The following is a 22,109-nucleotide window of genomic DNA, read 5'->3' on the forward strand; positions in this document are numbered from 1 at the left end:
GCCCAATTTCACTTTATCGTTGAAAACTTTTAGCACGCGCCCCATGTGGGCCGTGCGTTTTCGTTTTTGTACCACGCATGACATCCTGCCGCACAACCCTCTATAATCTGTTCCGTTTTAGCCTTTCCTGTTTTATACATTACTGACCCGAGGTGTTATGTACCCGATCGACCCGAATGATCTGCGCCGGGCCATTGTGGCCAATGTAACGGCTGCGCTTGCCGAAGACGTCGCTGACGGTGACATCAATGCTGCTCTGATTGCTGAACACAGCGAGGCCGATGCACGGGTAATAACCCGTGAGCCTGCGGTGATCTGCGGTGTCGACTGGGTTAATGAGGTATTTCATCAGTTGGACCCCGGGGTGACACTGGTCTGGCATGTTCAGGATGGCGACCGGGTCGCGCCCGACGACACCCTGGTCGAGATTAAAGGCAAGGCCCGGTCACTGCTGACTGGTGAGCGGGCAGCGCTTAATTTTCTGCAACTACTGTCGGCAACGGCAACCCGGGCTGCTCACTTTGTGGCAATGCTTGAAGGCACCGGCGTAAACCTGCTCGACACCCGGAAAACTCTGCCCGGTTTGCGCCTGGCGCAAAAATACGCGGTGACCTGCGGCGGTGGCCAGAGTCATCGCATGGGTTTGTACGATGCTTTCCTGATCAAGGAAAACCACATCACGGCCTGCGGTGGTATCGCTGCTACGGTAACCGCTGCTCACAAGCTGGCACCGGGCAAAATGGTAGAGGTGGAAACCGAGAACCTGGATGAGTTGGAGCAAGCCCTGGCCGCCGGAGCCGATGTGATCATGCTCGATAACTTCAGCCTGGAAGACACCCGCACCGCTGTGGCAACCGCCAAAGGAAGAGCCAAGCTGGAAGCTTCAGGCAACGTTAACGCCAGGACATTGCGCGGCATTGCCGAAACCGGAGTGGATTACATTTCGATGGGTACCCTGACCAAAGATGTGACCGCCATTGACCTGTCGATGCGGTTATCAGTCGATCATTAGGAAGGTCGATACCAGAGCCGTTCGTCGTTCAGGGGCGTGCCTGGCGGTAGCATAGGATTGGTTAGCTCAATAATGCGCCGCTCATCCAGCCGGGCGCGGTCTATGGCATCAGCATTGAACCGCCAGAAAATCTCGTCGAAACTGCCGTCTTCTATCATTCGGTTCAGGCCGGTTTGCAACCGTACAGCCAGTGCTTCGTTGTCTGGATGGACAAAGAAGTAGTAAGGCCAGGGGTAGTAGAGCAGCAGGTTGGGTTCGATGATGAGATTGGGCAGCTCGTGGCGGCGAATTTCCCACTCTTCAAACACCTCACCAATGCCTCGCGGAAAAATATCAATTCGACCCGCGTCGATCATTCTAAACAGGCTTTCGTATTCACTGGTGGTGACACTCAGGCCATTGGCCTCGAATACCAGGTTGTCTCCCCAGCCAATACCCTGCGCCAGAGAGAGCTGTGACAGGTCGCTTACTGTTTGAACCTGGTCGATCCTGGCCTGATTCTCAGCGCGAGTCAGCGCAATGCGGTACGAGAGCAACCCTTTACGCAGTGGAATTTGAATGGGGCGGAACAGGGATTCCCGTTCAACCGAGGTGGATGTCCAGATCAGGTTGGGGGTGCGCCCGGCCAGCAATTCGTTTGAGTAGCGCATGGAGGTCATCGGCGCCGAGGCGGGCCGCATCTGAAAGGGGCCAAAGTCAGGCTCGGTTTTTTCGAGTGCGGTACGCAATATAGTGATTAGGTCGTCGAATCGGGTGTCTATCTCGGATTCACTGGCCGGGTAAACCACACTGAGCTCGGCGCGGACGCAGACCACGCTCGCCAGAACCCATATTACCACCAGCCTTTGTAACATTACGGCCACCAAGCATCGATTTACCCGTTGTCAGCCTAGTCGACCGGCCGGGCTTGTCAACGGAGCGAGCCGATGCTCTTGGATGGTGTGCAGTTAACCGACAATGCCTTGTTTGCGCAGAAACGCCAGGCGTGAAGCATCGCAATCGAGCAGTCCGGTCAGCACGTGATCGGTATCTGAACCGAGTGAGGGAGCAGCTCTTTCGTAGTGGATGGTCGATTCACTGAAGCGGATCGGGTTGGCTACCGACGGCACCTTGCCGAGTTCAGGCTGGTTCAGTTCGCGCTTCAGTTCACGCGCTTGAACCTGGGGGTCGGCGAAGACCTGTTCCAGTGAATTGATCGGGCCGCAGGGTACCGATACCGCTTCCAGCTTGTCGAGCCACCAGTCCCGGGTTTGCGTCTTCATCCGTTCAATGATCACTGGCAATAACTGCTCGCGATGAGCAACCCGGGCCTGGTTGGTGGCGAAGCGCTCGTCGGCCGACAGATCAGGCCGACCTGCGACCTCACAGAACCGCTGGAATTGTCCGTCGTTGCCGACGGCGAGAATCAGGTAGCCATCGGTCGTGGCAAAGGCCTGGTAGGGCACAATGTTGGGGTGCGCATTGCCCAGACGGCCGGGGGAATTACCGGTAGCCAGGTAATTCATGGCCTGGTTGGCCATGGTCGCCACCTGAACATCGAGCAGGGCCAGATCAATGTGCTGGCCAAGGCCGGTTCGGGCCCGATAGTGCAGGGCGGCCTGCACAGCATTGGCGGCGTAAAGCCCGGTCAGAATGTCGGTGAGGGCAACACCGACTTTCATTGGCGTGCCATCCGGCTCACCGGTCACGCTCATCAGCCCGCCCATGCCCTGAATCATGAAGTCGTAGCCAGCGCGGTGTTTGTAGGGGCCGGTCTGGCCGAACCCGGTGATCGAGCAATACACCAGGCGCGGGTTAATTGCCTTTAGGCTGTCGTAATCCAGCCGGTATTTTTTCAGGCCATCGACCTTGTAGTTCTCAACCAGCACGTCCGCTTCGCGCACCAGGTCGTGCACCAGTTGCTGGCCTTCGGGCCGGGTGAAGTCGATGGCGATGGACTGTTTGCCCCGGTTGGCGCTGTGAAAGTAAGCGGCGACTTTGTGTTCATCGTCGCCGAAGAATGGCGGGCCCCAGCCACGGGTGTCGTCTCCCTGGCCGGGCCGTTCTACTTTAATCACTTCAGCGCCGAAGTCGGCCAGCATCTGGGTGGCCCAGGGGCCAGCCAGAATGCGGCTCAGGTCGATGACCCGAATGCCGCTCAGGGCGCCTTGAATGGCGTCGTCGCTCATTAGCCGAACGCCTGAATGCCGGTTTGGGCACGGCCCAGAATCAGGGCGTGAATGTCGTGCGTGCCCTCGTAGGTGTTGACCGCTTCGAGGTTCATGACATGGCGAATCACACCGTATTCATCGCTGATGCCGTTGCCGCCGTGCATGTCGCGGGCAACGCGGGCGATGTCGAGTGCCTTGCCGGCGTTATTGCGTTTCATCAGTGATATTAGCTCGACCGGGCAGGCATCGTTGTCCATCAACTGACCCATACGCAAGCAGCCTTGCAAGCCGAGGCTGATCTCGGTTTGCATGTCGGCCAGTTTTTTCTGGATCAACTGGTTAGCCGCCAGTGGCCGGTTGAACTGAACCCGCTCCATCACGTAGCTGTGTGCCGCCAGCCAGCAGGCTTCGGCGGCACCCATGGCGCCCCAGGCGATGCCGTAGCGGGCTTTGTTCAGGCAACCGAAGGGGCCTTTGAGGCCTTTAACGTTGGGCAGGATGTTGGCTTCAGGTACAAAAACGTCTTCCATCACGATTTCGCCGGTGATTGAAGCGCGCAGGCTGAATTTGCCTTCAATTTTGGGGGCGCTCAGGCCTTTCATGTCGCGCTCTAGAACAAAGCCGCGAATCTCGCCGTCGAGCTTGGCCCATACCACGAATACATCGGCGATCGGTGAGTTGGTGATCCACATCTTGGCGCCGTTGAGAATGTAGCCATTGTCGGCTTTAACCGCTTTGCTTTGCATGCTGCCGGGGTCTGAACCGGCATCCGGTTCGGTCAGGCCGAAGCAGCCGATCAGTTCGCCGGTGGCCAGTTTGGGCAGGTATTTCTTGCGCTGCTCTTCGCTGCCATAGGCGTAAATTGGGTGCATGACCAGAGAAGACTGCACACTCATGGCAGAGCGGTAGCCGCTGTCGACACGTTCGACCTCGCGGGCAATCAGGCCATAGGCCACATGGCTGGCGTTTACGCAGCCGTATTCTTCCGGCAGCGTCACCCCGAGCATGCCCAGCTCGCCCAGTTCCAACATGATGGCTGGGTCGAAGCTTTCGTTACGGTTGGCCATTTGCACGCGGCTGGCCAGTTTGTCCTGACTGTAGGCGTGGGCGGTATCGAGAATCATGCGCTCGTCGTCATTCAGTTGAGCAGTCAGTGCGAAGGGGTCTTTCCAGTCAAAATGTGCGGTAGCCATGGTGGTGCCTCTTGTTTTGTTCGGTGGTTTGGGTCGTGTCAGCCACCGGGTGTAGCTATCCGGGGTCGGCGTGAATCCTTCCATGGAGCCTAGGCCGCAGCATCCCTGCTGCGGACTACCCCGGATAGCTACACCCGGCAGCTGGCACTCGGCTGGTTGCTTGCACCGAATTCTGGTTAGTGAGTGGGCCTAAAGATAGCTGAAGTTTTCGGATATCCATATTATATTGTTTTTATATATTCTATATATTTAAAATATAGACGTGAGCTTGGGGTAAATTTATGCGATTAGACAGCATCAGCCGGTTGCGGTACTTCAATGACATCGCCATCACCGGCAGTTTTTCCCGGTCAGCTAGGCGGTTAGGCATTGCTCAGCCAGCGTTGAGTATAGCGATAAAAAAATTGGAGGAAGAAACTGGGCTAAAACTGATCAACCGGGCTGACCGGCGCATGACGCTAACGTCCGACGGTGAGGTATTGCTCACTCACGTCCGCCGTATTCTGGAAGGGCTGACTGATGCCACCCGGGAATTGACCGAACTGCAGGGGTTGGAGCAGGGTGAGGTGAAGCTGGGGGCTTCGGCGATGCTATCGACCTACTATTTACCCGCCTATCTGTTTGCCTTCAAGAAAGCCTACCCGGGCATTCGCATTCGCCTGTATGAAGCCGGTACCGATACGCTGGAGCAGATGGTGATCAATGGCGAGCTCGATCTGGCGCTGATTCGCTCGGAAAAACCGCACGATCAGATTCGCTATGCCTCGCAATTGTCCGAGCAGGTGGTTGCCTGCATGCCAAAGCACCATCATTTGGCGGAGCGCGAGTCGATCACGATCGAGGCGTTCTGCCAGCAGCCGACGGTAATGTTCCGCAGTGGTTATCACTTACGCGACTCGGTTGAACAACGTGCCCGGGCACAGGGGCTCAGTCTGAATGTTCAGTTTGAAACCAATCTGGTCAATTTGCTGATGAATCTGGTCAAAAACGAGATGGGGCTGGCGACCTGTTTGTCGATGATTGTTGAGAATGAGCCGCTGCTCTGCACCCGGCCCTTCGATCCGCCGATTCCCTTGGAGCTGGCCTGGGGTTGGAAGAAGAACCATTATTTGTCGAAGGCGAGCCAGGCGTTTCTGGGTTTTTTTGAGAAGTAAGAGCTGCGAGCTATGAGTTATCAGCTAACAGCTCGTTGCTCGACGCTAAAAATCCATCCCTTCCGGCACACCGAACAGCGGGCCGTAGCGCAGGCCGATGTAGGCGTGTTCGCGCATCAGCATTTCTGCCCGGGTGCTTTCACCCATTAACAGAGCCTGTACCACCAATTGGTGCTGCAGTTGCGCCACCTGGAGTTTGCGTTGCTCCTGGGCGAGGTGGTCGGTGTCGATGGTGATCGAATCCGATGAGGCAAAGGGCAGGTGGTTGTTGCGGGTGATGGCATCACTGATGGCACGGCTGCCGGCGTTATTGACGATCAGGGCGTGAAAGCGGGCGTTGATCTCACCCCAGCGTTCGATGTCTCCCTGGCTTAGCTCAGGCCGGTTGATCAGCGCATCACCTTCCTGAACGCAGCGTTCCAGTTGAGCCTTCAGTTCACCGGAAAGGCCCTTCTCGGCCAGCCGACGAGCTGCCAGGCCTTCCAGCACTCCCCGGATTTCGACCCCGCACAGTACGTCGTCGGCCGATACTTCGCGAACCACATAGCCCTGCTTACCGGTGCGTTCCAGCAGGCCTTCCTGCTCCAGGGTGCGAAAGGCGAGTCTGACCGGTGTGCGTGAGACGCCCAGCAGGTCTGCAACCTGTACTTCTCGCAGCTTTTCGCCGGGTTGGTAGCGTCCATCGCGTATGTGTTTGCGCAGAGCGGTAATGGCGGTGTGGCTGATCTGGGTCATGATGAAAAACGGGATCCAGTAAGAGAGTCGTTGCGTCTATTCTCAGCTCAATGTCTGCATTGCGCAAGCTTTCTACTGGTATTTTGGATCCATAAATCGACTTTAGTGGATCCAAAAAGGATATTTTAATTGACAAATGGAGGTCTGGAACCTATTTTTGGATCCATAACTGACGTCGACGGATAATAAAAAGTGAGTCGACCGAATACAACCAACCGACCCGATGCAGTGGAGAACCGCCATGACCGTGCAAGCCTCCTGGCCGACCAACACCTGGTATGTAGCCTTTTCGTCCGATGAAGTGACCAACAAGCCACAGGGCCGTCAAATCTGTGGTCAGCGTATGGTGTTCTATCGTACCCAGAATGAAAAAATTGTGGCCCTGGCTGACTTCTGCCCGCATCGAGGCGCGCCCCTTTCGTTGGGTCATGTAAATGACGAAGGCGATCTGGTCTGCGGTTACCACGGCATGGTAATGAACTGTGACGGCAACTGTAAATCGATGCCCGGCCAACGCGTTAACGCCTTCCCGGGCATTACTGCTTACCCGGTTGAAGAACGTTATGGTTTTATTTGGGTATGGCCAGGCGAAGCCGAAAAAGCCGATACCGACCTGATCCCGAAATTCGATTTCTTCGATGACCCGGAGTGGGCTTACGGTGGTGGCTTGTATCACATCAACTGTAATTACAAATTGATGGTCGATAACCTGATGGACCTGACGCATGAAACCTATGTGCATGCGTCCAGCATCGGTCAGCCTGAAATTGAAGACGAAGCACCCGATTCGTTCAAAGACGGCGATACCGTGGTGACCAAGCGCACCATGGAGAGCATCAAGGCACCGCCGTTCTGGCAGAATGCCCTTAAGTTCAACGACCTTGAACCAACGGCCGATGTAGACCGCTGGCAGATCAGCCGGTTCACGCCGCCAAGCCACATCATGATCAACGTCGGTGTTGCTATCGCCAACAAGGGCGGCTTCGATGCGCCCGCCGACCAGAAAGCGTCCAGCGTTGTGGTCGATTTCATCACCCCGGAAACGGAAACTTCAATCTGGTATTACTGGGGCATGGCACGTAACTTCAAGCCGCACGATCAGGAGCTGACCGATAAGATTCGCGAAGGTCAGGGCCAGATTTTCTCGGAAGATCTGGAAATGCTGGAAGCCCAGCAACAAAACCTGATCGATAACCCCGACCGTCAGTTGCTGAAACTGAACATCGACGGTGGTGGTATACTGGCGCGCCGCATGCTCGACAAGATCCTCAAGCAGGAAGCTTCGGCGTCTTAATTCATCAGGTTCCGGAGTTGGCATGAGTAAAAAAACCACCCTGTCGATGATCGTCAAGATCAACAAAAAAGTCGCCGAAGCCGATGGCATTGTGCGCCTGGAACTGGTCGACCCGCACGGTCGTGAATTGCCTGCATTTACTGCAGGCAGCCACATCGATGTGCAGGTTGCACCGGATACCATTCGTCAGTATTCGCTGAGCAACGCCCCTTGGGACAATCAAAGGTATCAGTTGGGCGTGCTGCGCGAACCGGAATCTCGTGGCGGTTCTACGGCGGTGCATGACGCCCTCAATGAAGGAGATTTGCTGCAAGTTAGTTCTCCGCGTAACCATTTTGAATTGCGCCCGGCCGCTAAAAAGTCATTGCTGCTGGCCGGTGGTATTGGCATCACGCCGATCTATTCCATGGCTCAACAACTCGATCGCGATGGTAAGGAGTTCGAGTTTCACTACGCTGCCAAGTCACGTGGGTGCATGGCGTTTTTAGATGAACTGGAAGACGGCCCGTTCAGTGATCGTTGCCATTTCTATCTGAGCGATGAACCGGATACCGGTCGCATCGATATGGCGGCACTCGCCAAGAATGTTGACCCGGACACCCACCTCTATGTGTGTGGCCCGGAACGTTTTACCGATGCCGCTCTAAAAACTTTTAAAGACGCAGGCTGGTCTGTCGATCATCTGCACACCGAGTATTTTGTCGCCGAAGACATCGATACCTCTGCTGATGGCAGCTTCAAAGTCCGGCTCGCCAGCACTGGTGAAGAGTTTGATATCCCGGCCGACGAGACCATCGCCAACGTGCTGATCGACAACGACATCGACTTGCTGACGTCCTGCGAACAGGGCATTTGCGGCACCTGCCTGACCAAAGTGCTGGAAGGCACGCCCGAGCATCGTGACCGCTATCTGGATGACGATGAACACGCCGCGAATGACCAGATGACAGTGTGCTGCTCCCGTTCCAAAACACCCTTGCTGGTGTTGGACCTGTAAGCTCGCAAGCGACCTTAAGCCTCTACTTCTGTTAGCATGGTGCCTCGGCAATAACGAGGCACCTGCATGCGCCCCCTGTTTGAACAAATCGACACCCGCCCAACCCCCATCGGCCAGATTACCCTGCGCCGCCGGCGTATTCCTGGCCTCACTGACGACGACATCTACGAGGTTAAACTCGGCGAAGAGTTTCTGATGTCCAGCTTGTTCGTAAAAGCGGAAGAGGCATTGTCTGATCTTGGGTTAGCAGCACTGGATGATCGACCGGCTGATGTAGTGGTCGGCGGCCTGGGTCTGGGCTATACCGCCGTCGCGGCGCTCAAACATGAGAAAGTGCGGTCAATGCTGGTGGTGGAGTTACTGGAGCCGGTCATCGAATGGCATCAGGCTGAGGACGTGCCACTGGGCGCTATTCTGAATGCTGACCCTCGCAACCGGTATGTTCAGGGCAGCTTTTTCGACCTGGCCAAGGGTGAGCCAACTGGCTTTGATCCGGATCAGCCAGGACGCGTCTTCGATGCTATTCTGCTCGACATCGACCATTCTCCAAGCTTTTTGCTTAACGCCTCGAATGCTTCCTTTTATCAGCCAGGTACCCTCGCCACCATGGCCCAACAGCTGCGACCGGAAGGGGTATTTGCACTCTGGTCGAATGAACCACCTGCGCCAGATTTTATGGCTGTGCTGGAAACGGTTTTTAGTCGGGTAGAGTCGCATATCATTCGATTTTATAACCCCTTCCAGAATAACGAAGCAACCGCTACGGTCTATGTCGCTGTTAAATAGGCAATGCTGGTGCCTGCCTAACGCTTAGCCGCCACGTTTTATGACCGCGTCTACATAGCTGCAGGAAGCATGGATCTCATAGCCCTGATTGCGCGCCCAGGCGAGGCCGACATCGACCAGTTGGCGCGCCAGGCCGTGCTGACGCAAGGCGGGTGGCACGAAGGTGTGGTCAAAATCGACCTGGTTGGAACCCTGCGGATGGTGATACGTCAGTGATGACGTCTCACCATCCAGCTCGATAATAAAACGATGGTGTACGGGCTGATGCTGAACATCAGGCATAGTGTGCTCCTGCAAAACGGGTTATGAATTCTTGTGCAGCAGGGATTCCATGGTATCAACCAACTCGGCCCATTCAGCGTCATCATCACGCATACGGGTCAGCGTCAGACGTTGTTCGAAACTCAGAAAGTCGGCTTCGGAGACGTCTTCACCCTGGCCCAGGTGGTGGTGGCTGAAGAACGCATCAATGGCGTCCTGGCTGCTGTCGAGCCCCAGTTGGTCGAACAGCGTGGTCATATCCGGTAAGGGTGTCAGCATACGATGTCCCCCCACGTGCGCTTAGCATGAACTTTAAGCATAGCTGCTTCAGATGACACTACCATGGACGCACCCAATAATCCGGTTCGAGCCAGACAGAATCGTCAATTCTTATGAACGGTCGCTCAGATAGCCCGGCCGTCGATTTCTTCTCGCAACTGTTCCAGGTTGCGCTGGCTGTGGGTCGATTGAGGGTAGATGTCCAGCACCTGCTCGTAAGCCTTGATGGCCGCAGCGGGCTGTTGCAGGCGTGCGAAAATGGAACCGAGCCCGGCCAGGGCGCCAAAATGTCGGGGTTCGAGGGTCAGTGTCTGTTCGATATCTGCCATCGACTGGCCGAGGTCGCCGCGCAGGTAATGCAGCGTGGCCCGTTTGTTCCAGGCCTCGGCAAATTCCGGTTCCTCGTCGATCAGCCGGTCGAATACGCCCAGCGCTGAATCCAGGTCGCCGAGTTGCATGGCACGAACGCCCCGGCGCAACATGCGGGTGGATTCATCGTTTGGGCCCCGGCTCCACAAAACCCAAATTTGCTGTTCAATCACCGACGATACGTTCACGCCAGGTGAAGACTGTAGCCCGTCAAAGAGAGGGTCTAGCCGTTCATCGTTCTGGTCGGCGTTAACACCGGTCGTGATCCATAGAACCGCAGCCATCAGCCAAGTCCAGTGGATGTGTCGGACGCAGTTCATAGTAGGTCTCCATCCGGATGTAGCTATGTATTCGCTACCTGGAACAGAATAGACCATTATGAAAAGCGCAGATGGCTGGAGCCTCAGAAATTGGCAGGCGTAGTGGCCGACACGATCTGACAGGGTTCGCTGAACGGGTTTCGAAAGCGGTGTGGCCGGGTAGAGTCAAAATAATAGGCATCGCCGGTTTTTAGTTCGTACACCTCGGTACCCACGGTCAGTTCAAAGCGACCGCTGACGACCAGCCCGGCTTCTTCGCCTTCATGCACATAAAGGTCGGTTCCGGTATCGGAGCCGGGTTCATAGGTCTCAATCATAAAAGCCAGGGCGCGGCGACCGTAGGCTTTACCCACCAGCTTCATGCTAACCTCATTGACTGAGAGGTCCATAAACTCATCGGGGCTGTATATCACGGGCTGGCTGGCATCAGTTTCTGTGTCTTCCGCGAAAAACTCGACCAATGACATGGGAATGCCCTGCAGCACCTTTTTCAGTGAGCCAACGCTGGGGCTAACGCTGTTTTTTTCGATCATCGAAATGGTGCTGTTGGTGACACCGGCGCGTTTTGCCAGTTCACGCTGCGACAGACCTTTTTGTTTGCGTATGACTTTAAGTCGTTCACCCACATCCAAGGGTTGCTTCCTCCGGTAACGAGCATATTTTGGTCGATAGCCGCATGACAGGGTACGTCACGCCGGGCATTCATTATTTTTTACAGAGTGTAGCAAATACTGGCAACTGAACGGTATGTCTATTTCGCGGGCTAATTAGTCACCCCGAAGTCAGAGTTTGCTTGAGTTACAGTGCCATGTGCCCGTGTCAGGCGCCGGGTATGCCTTGCCGGGGTCGGCGTGAACCCGTCCATGGGGCCTAGACCGCAACATCCATGTTGCGGACTACCCCGGAAAGGCACACCCGGCACCTAACACTCAATTGGGTGCAAAGTCCCAAACGGGAGTTGTAAAATCGGTCAGATTGTGTCAAAAATACCGAACATTCGACGATTATAATTGACGGCCATTCCTTTATGCACGCCACTCGCAGTAATTACCTGAATCCCCAAACCCACACCGACGACTATCCGGCATCCTATTATGTCGCCACGGCCAATGAGGACACCCAGCGTAACTACCCGAGCCTAACCGAAGCGGTAGAGGCCGATGTGTGTGTTGTGGGCGGTGGCTTCAGTGGCGTTAATACCGCGCTGGAACTGGCGGACCGGGGCTATAAGGTGGTGCTATTAGAGGGTCGCCGGATTGGCTGGGGCGCCAGTGGCCGCAATGGCGGGCAACTGATTCGTGGCGTTGGCCATGGGCTCGACCCGTTTCGCAAGGCGCTGGGGCAGGAAGGCATCGATGCCGTTACCCAGATGGGCTATGAATCGGTCGATATCATCCGCCAGCGGGTCGCCCGTTTTAACATCCAGTGTGACCTGAAATGGGGCTATTGCGACCTGGCCCTGCGCCCGCGCCACCTCAAAGACCTGGATGCCGATTACGAAGACCTGAAAGCCACCGGCTACGCCCACAAGTTCGAACGCATCGGCAAAGACCGCATGCACGAAGTGGTTGGGTCCGACCGTTACATTGGTGGCCTTGTCGATTATGGCGCAGGCCACCTGCACCCGCTGAACCTGATCACCGGTGAGGCCGCTGCCGCAGCCGAATTGGGCGTGCAGATATTTGAAAACAGCCTGGTAACCGAAGTGCAATACGGCGACCGCGTGCGCGTGCGCACCGCCCAGGGCGAAGTGCGCGCCGATCGCCTGGTGCTGTGCGGCAATGCCTATGTGGCAGGCCTGAACGATACCCTGGCGGGCAAAGTCCTGCCCGCCGGCAGCTACGTAATGGCCACCGAACCACTCACCGAAGCCCAGGCCAAACAGGTACTCCCGCAAGACATGGCAGTATGTGACCTGAATGTAGCACTCGACTACTACCGCCTAAGCGCCGACCGCCGCCTGCTGTTCGGTGGCCTGTGCAACTATTCAGGCCGCGACCCGGCCTCGATAGAAGCCGCCCTGAAACCCCACATGAACAAAGTATTCCCCTACCTGAAACACCTGCGCATCGACTACCAGTGGGGCGGCATGATCGGCATCGGCGCCAACCGCTTCCCCCAAATCGGCCGCCTGCAACCCAACGTCTACTATGCCCAGGCCTATTCAGGCCACGGCCTGAACGTAACCCACCTATCAGGCCGACTGATTGCCGAAAGCATCCACCAGGAAAGCAAACGCCTCGATATCTTCGAAAAGGTAAAACACATCACCTTCCCGGGCGGCCCCAAATTCCGCTCACCGATACTAGCGCTGGGTATGCTATACCACCGGCTAAGGGATGTGATTTAACGGGGTAGTAATGTTAACCATAGACCCAAACACGACCACTCCGTAGGAGCGCAGTCCCCTGCGCGACAGGAAGCAAAACCAACCACCGAAAACTACTCAGGGGGCGCAAATTACACCCCCACAAAATAAATACTTGCCAACCCAATCACAGAGTGCCAAGGTGAAACCACAACCTACTTCCCCTTGGTGTGCCCCGTAACCGGCCGGGCGGTAGCGAGTCTAATCGATTCTGGCGCCAGCAATTTGTATAGCTCAAAGGATACGTGAATCACCGTATCATTGATCTCTCTGATCCAGTCTAAATGGCCAATTCATAGTGATCTAACACACTGCCATGAATTGTGCCGATACCAGAGGGCGTCGTACCAAACCGTGCATGCTTGAATGTCGTCACAATCAAATGCTGAGGCCTGACGCATATTCCGGGAAGCGTCGTCTGTAGCGACTGTTTTTTCGGTTTTGATGTGATACGCGAATGATCTCCGGGAATTGGGCGTCAATCCCTATATCACTGGGCCTTAGCGAATGAGTGTGGTAGGTTTTATATGACATCTGCTGGAATAAGGGGCGGAGGCGAAGATGAAGAAACTGTTAATCGAAAACTCCTTCAAATGGTGAGGTGAATTGGAAATGCGTTTGCGTACGAAAAGCGAAGGAGCACTCCGCCTCGGGTACGCCGTCACGGCACTGGCACCTACTCTTGTGCTAATTGGCTTTTTTGTGGAGGTCGCACAAAGGGGGCGCTTTCCGAATCTCAGCGAGATGCCCCTCGTGATCATGGGCTACGGGTTGCTAGCCTTTATCAGTTGGGTGGCGCTATATTTCCTAGTTTGGGTCTACTTTTGGATCTCGGAAGGATTCCGTCAAGACCGCAATCAAAACGGCTCGTAAAGAGCACGGCTGTATACTCATACTAGGCGAAGTACCAGAAGCCGAAATCACAACTTCTCTACTTTTCTCTCCCGTGATGGCAGGCGGTAGGCAGCCCAATATACTAAGGAGGTTGTTTGGAAAATAATTCAGAAGAATGGAAAGAGGTAAGAGCACGAGTCGATACGCTTTCGAATTCTGTGTTTTTGCTAGCTGGTGGCGCAATTACACTGTCTTCTACGGCACTTTTCAATGTGAAAGGCTCTAGTTTCTCTGATGTAATTCCTTCTGTCAGTTGCCTCGCATTCTATTCATGGTATTCATTGTTAGCCTCGATTACGTTGTTTGTCTTGTTAAAGGCACACTTGCTTCTTCAAGCTTATTCGCGGCTTAACTCAGCCAAGTACTATTCAAGTACAAGAATCACTAATCGTATTGGCTGGTTCATTGGGCTGGCAGGCACTGTTTCGCTTACAACTGGATTGATTCTGCTAGTTGTAGTAGCCAATCGAGTACTAAATGCTTAACAATGCATTGCAGCGAATAAACCGCTGAATTTGGCGTTACATACACGAGGGTAAGAAGAGTGATTGAACTCGCGACAATTGGAGAAGCAGTAGCAGTCATTGCGGCCTGCTGGGCTATCATCTCCGGGGTTGGCGCATGGAAAAGAGAATTTATTGGAAAACGGAAGATTGAGCTGGCAGAAGATATGCTCGCAAGTTTTTTCGAATTGAGTGATGCAGTCGCGTTTATAAGAAACCCATTTGCAAGCTCAAACGAGGGACGTACAAGGCAGCGTGGCGAGCATGAAAATCCCGAGCACAGTAAGCTATTAGACCGCGCATATATTGTTTTTGAGCGATACGAACAGAAAAAAGAAGTCTTTGTTCGACTAAACACCCTAAAGTATCGTTTTATGGCTGTTTTCGGTTCTGAGACAGAATCTCTTTTCCATGACATTGGCAGGACGGTTAATTCTATCTTCGCTTCGGCGAACGCCTTAGGTACCCGCTACTGGCCTCAGCAAGGGCGAGTCAGAATGGATGAAGAGCAGTTCCAGCGTCATCTGGATGCAATGCAGCGGCATGAAGGCATTTTTTGGGATACCTATGGAGAAGATGACGAGATTAGACAGCGTTTAGCGGAATATAGTACTCGTCTTGAAAGAATTACAGCCCCATGTTTCGAAGAGCCCTTGAAGAGCTACAAAATTATTACCCAAAAATTGCCCTTCTTATGTAACAAAAAAAGGCAGTCGGACACATAAATACGCCGCTGCTTTTGGCGTTAGGAGTGAGCGATGGAGTCAAATCTAGTGTGCTGTAACAAATAAACCGCTCATACCAGGGGCCTCCATGGAGGGCCTCCATGGACATGCATCTTACTGACTCACTAAGAAAGCAACCACATTTTGAAGGGGTCGTACTCAACAAGGCGCTACCTATTAAAGTGGATCGGGATTTTTACGAATAATTGAGTGATCATTTCGAAATTCAGGCACGCCACTGTCTCAGGCGACCCTGTGAATCGAATATTGCGGGAAGGTTTGGCTAAGTCAGTTGCGTAGCCAATGATAATCCAAGAGTTCGACGGTAACCGGAACTGCTGACACTTTGCTTTAATCGAGATTGCAGTGCCGACCAACCCTTTAAACTGGCTTTCAAAGTGCTGAGTGTTATAGATCCAATGCTCAGCATCGATATTAAGGCGCTCGAGAATGGGTGGAAGAGCCTTTCTGATGCTACCGCGTTTATCGCTACGAATTTGTCGACCGCCGGTCCAGTCAAGCAGTTTCAGGTAGTCTTGCAGCCGAAAGGGCAAGCCTTCTGGCATATCTTGCTGGGGGTAGCCAACAAATGGAAATAACGGTGTTGGCTGTTTGGGTTCGGTGGCTTCCGGGTCTTCTTTGGCGGTATCGATTCGCTGCTTGGCCGAGGTGTACTCTTAGCTTCCGGTGTTTCGGCCATGCAGGCCCAGATAGGGTTCAGGTCAACACAGGTCAGGCAGACTGTCAGGGCGGGCGTTACAAATCACTATTTCATACTTGATTTTTATACGGCTATGCCGTATGTTTTGGCAATGCTATTCATCGAAACTTCATCGTTTACCAAGCTATTACCTAACTACCTCACGGATGAGGAATACCGTGGGCTTCAAACCTATCTTTTGCAGAAGCCGGATGTTGGTGATTTGATCACGGGCTCGGGCGGTGTTCGAAAAGTTCGATGGGCATCAGCGGATTCGGGAAAGAGCGGTGGTATCAGAGCAATTTACTACTGGAAAAAATCTGACCATGAGATATGGATGCTCACGCTGTACAGTAAATCAGAGCGCGCCAGTATTCCTGGCCATACGCTCAGGCAGATAGCGGAGGCAATCAAAAATGGGTGACAGAAACCTTGGGGCAGAGATTCTTGACGGTATCAACGAAATAAAGCAGTTCAAGAAAGGCAAATTGGCTCTGCGAACACATGAGCTTTCAGAGCCATCACCGCCCAAAATAATCAGGCTGAAATTGAATATGTCACAATCAGCGTTTGCCGGTCTTATGGGGGTGAGCGTGCGAACCCTTCAGGATTGGGAGCAGGGGCGTAGGGAGCCACAGGGACCAGCGGTCGCACTTTTGCGCATTGCAGAACAACACCCGGAAGTTTTTAATGAGCTTCACTGACTAAAGTGGATTGCAGTCAGGCGCTATAATCAGGCAATGCACCGGATGCCCGACCAATAGTGTCACGACCTCCATAGACATACATCTTACTGACTCACTAAGAAAGCAATCACATTTTGAATGGGTAGTACTCAACAAGGCGCTACCTATTAAAGTGGATCGGGATTTTTACGAATAATTGAGTGATCATTTCGAAATTCAGGCACGCCACTGTCTCAGGCGACCCTGTGAATCGAATATTGCGGGAAGGTTTGGCTAAGTCAGTTGCGTAGCCAATGATAATCCAAGAGTTCGACGGTAACCGGAACTGCTGACACTTTGCTTTAATCGAGATTGCAGTGCCGACCAACCCTTTAAACTGGCTTTCAAAGTGCTGAGTGTTATAGACCCAGTGCTCGGAATCGATATTAAGGCGTTCGAGAATCGGCGAAAGGATATGTGTGATGTTTCCGCGTTGGCTTGCCGGCCAACTTCTTCATTGGTAATGGTTTGACATGATGGCATAGGCACAAACATCGAGTGCATATACCTTGGCCAGCTCGATTATCCGGTTTTCAATCCAGCCGCGCCGATGTTCGTAGTCATTGCCGGAATGCTCGTCACGGCCACACAAGAAGGCTCGGCGCACGCATCGGGAGGTGCAGTGGTAGTAAGGAGTGGCCTCCAGGGCGATTTGTGATTTCCTTGAACGTGGCATAGTGTCTAACCCTGACGGCTCGTATTTGAATTGCTGTATAAACTACTGGATGGTATGTGCTGGGTCAAGTGTTGTGATGGGTGTCCAACTTATGCTGACAAGGCCAGGCACAGTGTCGGTGAAAGTGGTGCAAGTTCACCACTGCAAAGCCGCGTGTGCTGGCGGCGTTAAGTGGCAAGGAGGTATTTTATGCAAAGTGATAAAGATGAAATTTGTGAGCTTGTTGCGAAGTGGATGAAGGCAACGAAAGAAGGTGATTCTGACACAGTACTCAGTTTGATGGCAGACGATGCTACTTTTATTGTTGCTGGCCAACCTCCTTTTGGGAAAGGAGCATTCGCGTCAGCTACAAATGCTCAGGAGACCGGATCAATGGAAATAGATGGTGAGAGTGAAGTACTCGAGATCACCGTTGCGGGCGAATGGGCGTTCATGCTGAGTCATTTAACCGTCAAAGTAAAATCCGAAGGAACGCCTCAAATGATCCGGGCAGGTAATACTCTCACTGTGCTTACAAAAAAAAACGGTCGCTGGCTATTGTACCGGGATGCAAATCTTCTGGTCCCAGTACAGGAATCTGGAGATGCCACTTAACAAGATCATCAAATTCGCTCCCTACGGACGGACGCTCGCAAGCTCGCGCCGTTAGAACTAAAAAGGAATACAGAGTGAGTGACGCGATTTTTTACGTCGGTCTCGAAATATTTATTATTGGCGGAATCGGTCTGCTAATTTCAGCTTTCAAGACCAGTATTTTTTGGGGTAACAATCACAGTCACGGCGACGTCTACTACATTGCGGCTTCGCCATCATTCCTTCATTCCGCAGTCGCGCATGCTGGCTGGCGTTAAGCTTATAGGGGGTGGAATGGTAAGTGAAGTTCCTGAGAAAAGGCAGGGAGTCGATGAATATGGACGGTCAGAGATTCATTACGCTAAAGATGCCAATGTCATTCAACTGATGATTGATTCAGGCACTGATATAAACCGTCAGGATGACAATGGCTGGTGTCCCCTTCATTTCTACGCACAGGCCTGCAACATTGACGCCGTAGAGGTAGCGCTTGCGAATAATGCCGACCCGAATCTTTTAGATTCCCATGGAAATGGGCCGCTATGGACAGCCACGATGAACGCCAAAGGCAACTTTTCATGTGTGGTGGCATTACTAAAATCTGGAGCAAATGCTACACGTAAAAACATGCATGGTCGCAGCCCGTCGGACATGGCTAACACTATCAAAGGCGGATTAGAGCGAGTATTCGCAGATGATGGTCATGCTTGACAAGGCCAGTCAGCATCTCCGTTATTGATAGCTCCGGCAGAGTTAGCGTAGGTAAAATCTGGGTTCACGCAATCAGCAAGCCTGAGTCCCGCGCATGGCTGAATAAGAGGATTTTTTACGATGAATGCTGTTAAACATATCAGCACCTACATAAACCGCACCCCGAAAGATGTTTATGCGTTTGCCTCCAAACCTGAAAATCTGCCGAGCTGGGCAGCAGGTTTGGCTAGATCTGAGGTTAAAAAAGATGGGGATGCATGGGTTGCTGAAGCCCCATTCGGAAAGGCGAGGATCAGGTTTGCGGAAGCTAATGAATTTGGTGTCATGGATCATGATGTCGAACTTGATTCTGGCGTAGTAGTTCATAACCCTATGCGGGTCGTTCCGAACGGTAATGGAAGCGAATTAATATTTACCTTATTGCAGCAGCCTGGGGTATCTGAAGATCAATTCGCGGACGATGCGCAAGCCGTTTCCAAAGATCTCCGAGCGTTGAAAGAGCTTCTCGAAGGAGGCTCCTGAATGGAGGCAAAATCACGAGCCCTGAGCAGACTGACGTAATGAGGATTGTTTAATCTCCACTTGCTGCCTGGCATATTCTGCCGAGGGTAGCCCCAACAAGCGGAAATAACGGTATCTTTTGCAGAAACCGGATACAGGCGAGCGTCTCAATGGACATGCATCATACTGACTCACTAAGAAAGCGACCACAGTTTGAATGGGTAGTGCTCAACTATGAGCTATCTATCAAAGTGAACCGGGATTTTTACGGATAATTGAGTGGTTTTTTTGAAATTCAGGCGCACCATTACCTCAGCAGGTTCTGAAAAAATACTAGGTTCCACAGTCAGAGGGTATGAATGTCCAACAACGATCTAAAAATGATGGGGCTGGCTAAGGTTGAAATAGCTGAGTTCAATGGCATGACGGCGATCCGTAAAGAACCAGTTAATCTAACAGAAGGGTACTTTTACCGGGAAGTGCTAACTCAGTCTGGAGCTTGCGCTATCTCTGCGCCTGAATTATTGGCCTCACCGTCGGATTATGAATTGTGGATTGAATACATACCCAACGCTGTCGATAAAGATGAAACCAGTAGCTCAGATTTTATGAAGTGCCTGTCGAATCTGCATGAAGCTGAAATTCAATTGGATGACTCACAGCTGTTTCAATTCAATTGGTCAGCCGAGGACACTGAACGAGCTATCGCCCGTTTCACAGCTAATCAACAATATATTATTACACGTGCTATCCCTTCCTACTTTGAACGCCAGCAAGCTTTGTTTGCGCCCATGGGTCCGGTTTCCGGCGATACCAATGTGTTCAATTGGGGAAGACGGTCAAATGGGGAGCTGGTGCTGTTTGACTGGGAGCGATTTGGCAAGGCATCGCCAGCGATGGACCTTGCACCGATGATCCCAGGATTGCCACCGGTTGAGGTTATTGATCATTATTGTGACCGCTATCTCAGGGAGCGGAAAACGCCTACTTTCAATTTAGCGGAACTTCGTCAACAAGTGCTGGTAGCCATTGCCTGGCTGGTCATTGAAGTGGTGAACATTCTTCATGATCGAGAGAATGCGCAGGCTACCAAGTATATGGACTGGTTTAACCAACAGTTTGGGTGCTGGTTAAGTAAACATCTGGCATACGTGGAAAGTTGAACTGTACTCGAACCATTCGAGTCAGAGTCATTGATATTGCATTCAGACCAATGATGCTGGTTCCGGGATAGATATAATACCGTGCTATTTGATTCCGGGTGTCTATATTCATATTCACCTCCCTTGCTTCTGCGACTATGCTTGCACATCTTTCTATACGGAATAGCCATTCGTGAACAACCTTGTTTTTGAAGGCATCGCCTTTCTTGTCGCTGCAGTTCTTGCTCCCACCCTGTTTAAACGGCTTGGTTTCGGTACTGCTGTCGGTTACCTGTTCGCCGGAATTCTGATTGGTCCTTACGGGCTTCGCGTATTCAGAGATGCTGAATCGGTGATGGACGTCGCTCAACTCGGCGTGGTGTTATTGCTGTTTGTGATCGGTCTGGATACCCGGTTGTCCCGACTGGTTGCGATGAAACGCGATATTCTTTTTGTAGGGAATGGACAGGTTTGGCTCACGGCGCTGGTATTGGGCTTCGTGGCCTGGTTATTTGGGCTGTCGATCGCCGCGGTCATTATCGTGGGGTTTGCCTTCGCGTTGTCGGGTACGGCCATTGCCTTACAACTGCTGGATGAACGGGGGGATATGTCTCGCCCGTACGGTCAAAAGAGCTTCGCCGTGTTGCTCACGCAAGACATGCTGACCGTGCCCATACTGGCGTTGATCCCCCTGTTTTTAGTCGGTACCGGCACAGTAAGCCGAACCGGGTCAGCTATAGGGGATACCCTGCTGGCGATCGGTGTCGTCGGTGGCATTATTCTAGTTGGTCGTTATGTGCTTGATCATGTTTTCAGGTGGCTGGCGACAGGAGGCGCGCGCGAGGTGATGACCGCAGCCGCCTTGCTGGTTGTGATCTTCGCATCCCTGGCGGCAAGCTACGCCGGTCTTTCAATGGCCCTGGGGGCCTTTTTGGCCGGTGTCATGCTGGCCGGATCATCCTATCGCCACCAGCTGCGAGCGGACGTCGAACCTTTTCGTGGGTTGTTGCTGGCTCTGTTTTTTATGAGCATTGGCATGCTGATCAACCTGGCCGATGTCTGGAACAACATACTTCTGGTTGTGACCTTGCTGGTGGCTTACCTGGTCATCAAGGTTACCGTGGCAACGCTGGTGGCTCATTTTTCGGGTTCATCCTGGCCCGAGTCCCTGCGTTTTGGGCTGTTGCTGTCTGCGGCCGGTGAGTTTGCCTTTGTTCTGGTGCCGCTGGTGGCCGGGCAGGGTCTGATCGATGCACAGACGACGAATATTCTGATTGCCCTGGCGGCGTTGTCGATGGTGGCGTCGCCTCCTCTGGCGGTATTGGCAGAGCGCTGGATTAAAACTCTGGATCAGCGGGAAGAAACACCCGAAGAGGACTTCGGCAATGCCCGGGGTTCAGCGCTGGTGATCGGGTTCGGCCGGTTTGGGCAAATTGCCTCACAGTTGCTGCTGGCCGAAGATATTGAAACAACCCTTATCGATTTCCGGCCCGAGCGCATTCGTGCGGCGGCGCGGTTTGGTTTTAAAGTCTATTACGGGCATGGCCTGAATCTCGATATGCTTCGGGCCGCCGGTGCCGAACAGGCGAAACTGATTATGGTGTGTATCGATGACCCCACAGAAGCACTCGCTGCGGTAACCATGATTCGAAGTGCTTTCCCAGAGGTTCAGCTACATGCCAGGGCTTATGATCGCGGGCATGCATTGGCGTTGATGAAAGCAGGCGTCGACCATCAGGTGCGCGAAACCTTTGAGTCAGCCATTACCGCCGGGAGAGGCATGCTCGAAGCGCTGGGCGTGCCCCATGAGCAGGCCAGACGAACAGAGCACGATGTACGCCAGCGCGACCTCAAGCGCCTGGAGCTGCAGCGTTTGCAGGGCGTTGACGCGGGTGTCGACTTTTTGCACAGCAACTTGCAGCCAGAGCCACTTAAGGCACCGGATCATCCGGCAACCTCTTTGAATACCGAAGCTGACGAGATACTGCACCAACAGCCCGGTGAGATGCCATCCAAGCCTGATGAGTTCAGTGAATAACAG

23 protein-coding genes and 1 pseudogene are annotated in these 22,109 nt (G+C 53.2%); 15 read left to right on the plus strand and 9 right to left on the minus strand.

Annotated features, from left to right (window positions below):
• The first annotated feature begins 157 nt into the window (after positions 1–157).
• The gene (gene nadC, locus WEB54_RS08785; protein ID WP_368055134.1) at positions 158–1,012 is read left to right on the plus strand and encodes a carboxylating nicotinate-nucleotide diphosphorylase; all 855 of its coding nucleotides are present in this window, start codon (positions 158–160) and stop codon (positions 1,010–1,012) included.
• On the opposite strand, the gene WEB54_RS08790 is transcribed toward nadC, so the two are convergent.
• The 3 genes from WEB54_RS08790 to WEB54_RS08800 all read right to left on the minus strand — a co-directional run bounded on the left by WEB54_RS08790 (position 1,009) and on the right by WEB54_RS08800 (position 4,355).
• Positions 1,009–1,866: an amino acid ABC transporter substrate-binding protein gene (locus WEB54_RS08790; RefSeq protein ID WP_368054998.1), complete on the minus strand. Its 858-nt coding sequence runs from the start codon at positions 1,864–1,866 to the stop codon at positions 1,009–1,011. The genes nadC and WEB54_RS08790 overlap by 4 nt on opposite strands.
• Before the next feature lie 93 nt (positions 1,867–1,959).
• Positions 1,960–3,180: a CaiB/BaiF CoA transferase family protein gene (locus WEB54_RS08795; RefSeq protein ID WP_368055136.1), complete on the minus strand. Its 1,221-nt coding sequence runs from the start codon at positions 3,178–3,180 to the stop codon at positions 1,960–1,962.
• Entirely contained in the window at positions 3,180–4,355 is a 1,176-nt protein-coding gene (locus WEB54_RS08800; RefSeq protein ID WP_368055138.1) for an acyl-CoA dehydrogenase, read from the minus strand. The genes WEB54_RS08795 and WEB54_RS08800 overlap by 1 nt, the downstream gene beginning before the upstream one ends.
• Before the next feature lie 281 nt (positions 4,356–4,636).
• On the opposite strand from WEB54_RS08800, the gene WEB54_RS08805 reads away from it, so the two are divergent.
• Positions 4,637–5,509 (plus strand): LysR family transcriptional regulator, encoded by an 873-nt coding sequence (locus tag WEB54_RS08805; protein ID WP_368055140.1) that lies wholly within the window; start codon positions 4,637–4,639, stop codon positions 5,507–5,509.
• A 45-nt stretch (positions 5,510–5,554) separates the two neighbouring features.
• Here the strand turns inward: WEB54_RS08805 and WEB54_RS08810 are convergent, their stop codons facing one another.
• Positions 5,555–6,244, minus strand: a complete 690-nt coding sequence (locus WEB54_RS08810) for a GntR family transcriptional regulator (protein WP_368055006.1) — start codon at positions 6,242–6,244, stop codon at positions 5,555–5,557.
• Positions 6,245–6,485: 241 nt separating this feature from the next.
• Here WEB54_RS08810 and WEB54_RS08815 point away from each other — a divergent pair, with 241 nt between their 5' ends.
• The 3 genes from WEB54_RS08815 (at position 6,486) to WEB54_RS08825 (ending at position 9,321) form a co-directional block, all read left to right on the plus strand.
• Positions 6,486–7,538, plus strand: coding sequence for a Rieske 2Fe-2S domain-containing protein (locus WEB54_RS08815; protein WP_368055008.1), 1,053 nt, complete (start codon positions 6,486–6,488; stop codon positions 7,536–7,538).
• Between the two features lie 22 nt (positions 7,539–7,560).
• Positions 7,561–8,535 (plus strand): 2Fe-2S iron-sulfur cluster-binding protein, encoded by a 975-nt coding sequence (locus WEB54_RS08820; protein WP_368055010.1) that lies wholly within the window; start codon positions 7,561–7,563, stop codon positions 8,533–8,535.
• A gap of 66 nt (positions 8,536–8,601) precedes the next feature.
• On the plus strand, positions 8,602–9,321 hold the full coding sequence (locus tag WEB54_RS08825; protein ID WP_368055143.1) for a spermidine synthase: 720 nt from the start codon (positions 8,602–8,604) through the stop codon (positions 9,319–9,321).
• A 24-nt stretch (positions 9,322–9,345) separates the two neighbouring features.
• On the opposite strand, the gene WEB54_RS08830 is transcribed toward WEB54_RS08825, so the two are convergent.
• The 4 genes from WEB54_RS08830 to WEB54_RS08845 form a co-directional block, all read right to left on the minus strand.
• A complete protein-coding gene (locus WEB54_RS08830) occupies positions 9,346–9,603 on the minus strand; it encodes a GNAT family N-acetyltransferase (protein WP_368055145.1) in 258 nt (85 codons plus the stop codon).
• A gap of 21 nt (positions 9,604–9,624) precedes the next feature.
• Positions 9,625–9,861 (minus strand): DUF2789 family protein, encoded by a 237-nt coding sequence (locus WEB54_RS08835; protein WP_368055016.1) that lies wholly within the window; start codon positions 9,859–9,861, stop codon positions 9,625–9,627.
• Between the two features lie 125 nt (positions 9,862–9,986).
• Entirely contained in the window at positions 9,987–10,550 is a 564-nt protein-coding gene (locus tag WEB54_RS08840) for a tetratricopeptide repeat protein (protein WP_368055146.1), read from the minus strand.
• A gap of 83 nt (positions 10,551–10,633) precedes the next feature.
• On the minus strand, positions 10,634–11,182 hold the full coding sequence (locus tag WEB54_RS08845; protein ID WP_368055020.1) for a cupin domain-containing protein: 549 nt from the start codon (positions 11,180–11,182) through the stop codon (positions 10,634–10,636).
• Positions 11,183–11,577: 395 nt separating this feature from the next.
• On the opposite strand from WEB54_RS08845, the gene WEB54_RS08850 reads away from it, so the two are divergent.
• From WEB54_RS08850 to WEB54_RS08870, 5 genes are all read left to right on the plus strand, one after another.
• Positions 11,578–12,900: an NAD(P)/FAD-dependent oxidoreductase gene (locus WEB54_RS08850; protein ID WP_368055148.1), complete on the plus strand. Its 1,323-nt coding sequence runs from the start codon at positions 11,578–11,580 to the stop codon at positions 12,898–12,900.
• Between the two features lie 1,007 nt (positions 12,901–13,907).
• Entirely contained in the window at positions 13,908–14,297 is a 390-nt protein-coding gene (locus WEB54_RS08855; protein WP_368055149.1) for a hypothetical protein, read from the plus strand.
• 59 nt (positions 14,298–14,356) lie between these two features.
• Positions 14,357–15,040 carry a hypothetical protein gene (locus WEB54_RS08860; RefSeq protein WP_368055151.1) on the plus strand — a complete coding sequence of 228 codons (684 nt, stop codon included), beginning with the start codon at positions 14,357–14,359 and terminating at the stop codon, positions 15,038–15,040.
• An 812-nt stretch (positions 15,041–15,852) separates the two neighbouring features.
• Positions 15,853–16,164, plus strand: a complete 312-nt coding sequence (locus WEB54_RS08865) for a transcriptional regulator (protein WP_368055192.1) — start codon at positions 15,853–15,855, stop codon at positions 16,162–16,164.
• Complete coding sequence (locus WEB54_RS08870) at positions 16,157–16,444, plus strand: helix-turn-helix domain-containing protein (RefSeq protein ID WP_368055153.1); 288 nt, start codon at positions 16,157–16,159, stop codon at positions 16,442–16,444. Before WEB54_RS08865 ends, WEB54_RS08870 begins: the two co-directional genes overlap by 8 nt.
• 484 nt (positions 16,445–16,928) lie before the next feature.
• Here the strand turns inward: WEB54_RS08870 and WEB54_RS08875 are convergent.
• A pseudogene (locus tag WEB54_RS08875) lies at positions 16,929–17,141 on the minus strand (transposase); the annotation flags it as partial.
• 189 nt (positions 17,142–17,330) lie between these two features.
• Between WEB54_RS08875 and WEB54_RS08880 the strand changes: the two are divergent.
• From WEB54_RS08880 to WEB54_RS08900, 5 genes are all read left to right on the plus strand, one after another.
• Complete coding sequence (locus WEB54_RS08880; RefSeq protein ID WP_368055155.1) at positions 17,331–17,735, plus strand: SgcJ/EcaC family oxidoreductase; 405 nt, start codon at positions 17,331–17,333, stop codon at positions 17,733–17,735.
• 273 nt (positions 17,736–18,008) lie between these two features.
• Complete coding sequence (locus WEB54_RS08885) at positions 18,009–18,425, plus strand: ankyrin repeat domain-containing protein (RefSeq protein ID WP_368055156.1); 417 nt, start codon at positions 18,009–18,011, stop codon at positions 18,423–18,425.
• A 120-nt stretch (positions 18,426–18,545) separates the two neighbouring features.
• Positions 18,546–18,947, plus strand: a complete 402-nt coding sequence (locus WEB54_RS08890) for an SRPBCC family protein (protein ID WP_368055157.1) — start codon at positions 18,546–18,548, stop codon at positions 18,945–18,947.
• A gap of 338 nt (positions 18,948–19,285) precedes the next feature.
• Positions 19,286–20,089, plus strand: coding sequence for a phosphotransferase family protein (locus WEB54_RS08895; protein WP_368055159.1), 804 nt, complete (start codon positions 19,286–19,288; stop codon positions 20,087–20,089).
• 172 nt (positions 20,090–20,261) lie between these two features.
• Complete coding sequence (locus WEB54_RS08900) at positions 20,262–22,106, plus strand: cation:proton antiporter (RefSeq protein ID WP_368055160.1); 1,845 nt, start codon at positions 20,262–20,264, stop codon at positions 22,104–22,106.
• Positions 22,107–22,109: the final 3 nt, after the last annotated feature.

Origin of the sequence: Saccharospirillum sp., assembly GCF_040881935.1 — a bacterium.
Taxonomy (GTDB): domain Bacteria; phylum Pseudomonadota; class Gammaproteobacteria; order Pseudomonadales; family Natronospirillaceae; genus Saccharospirillum.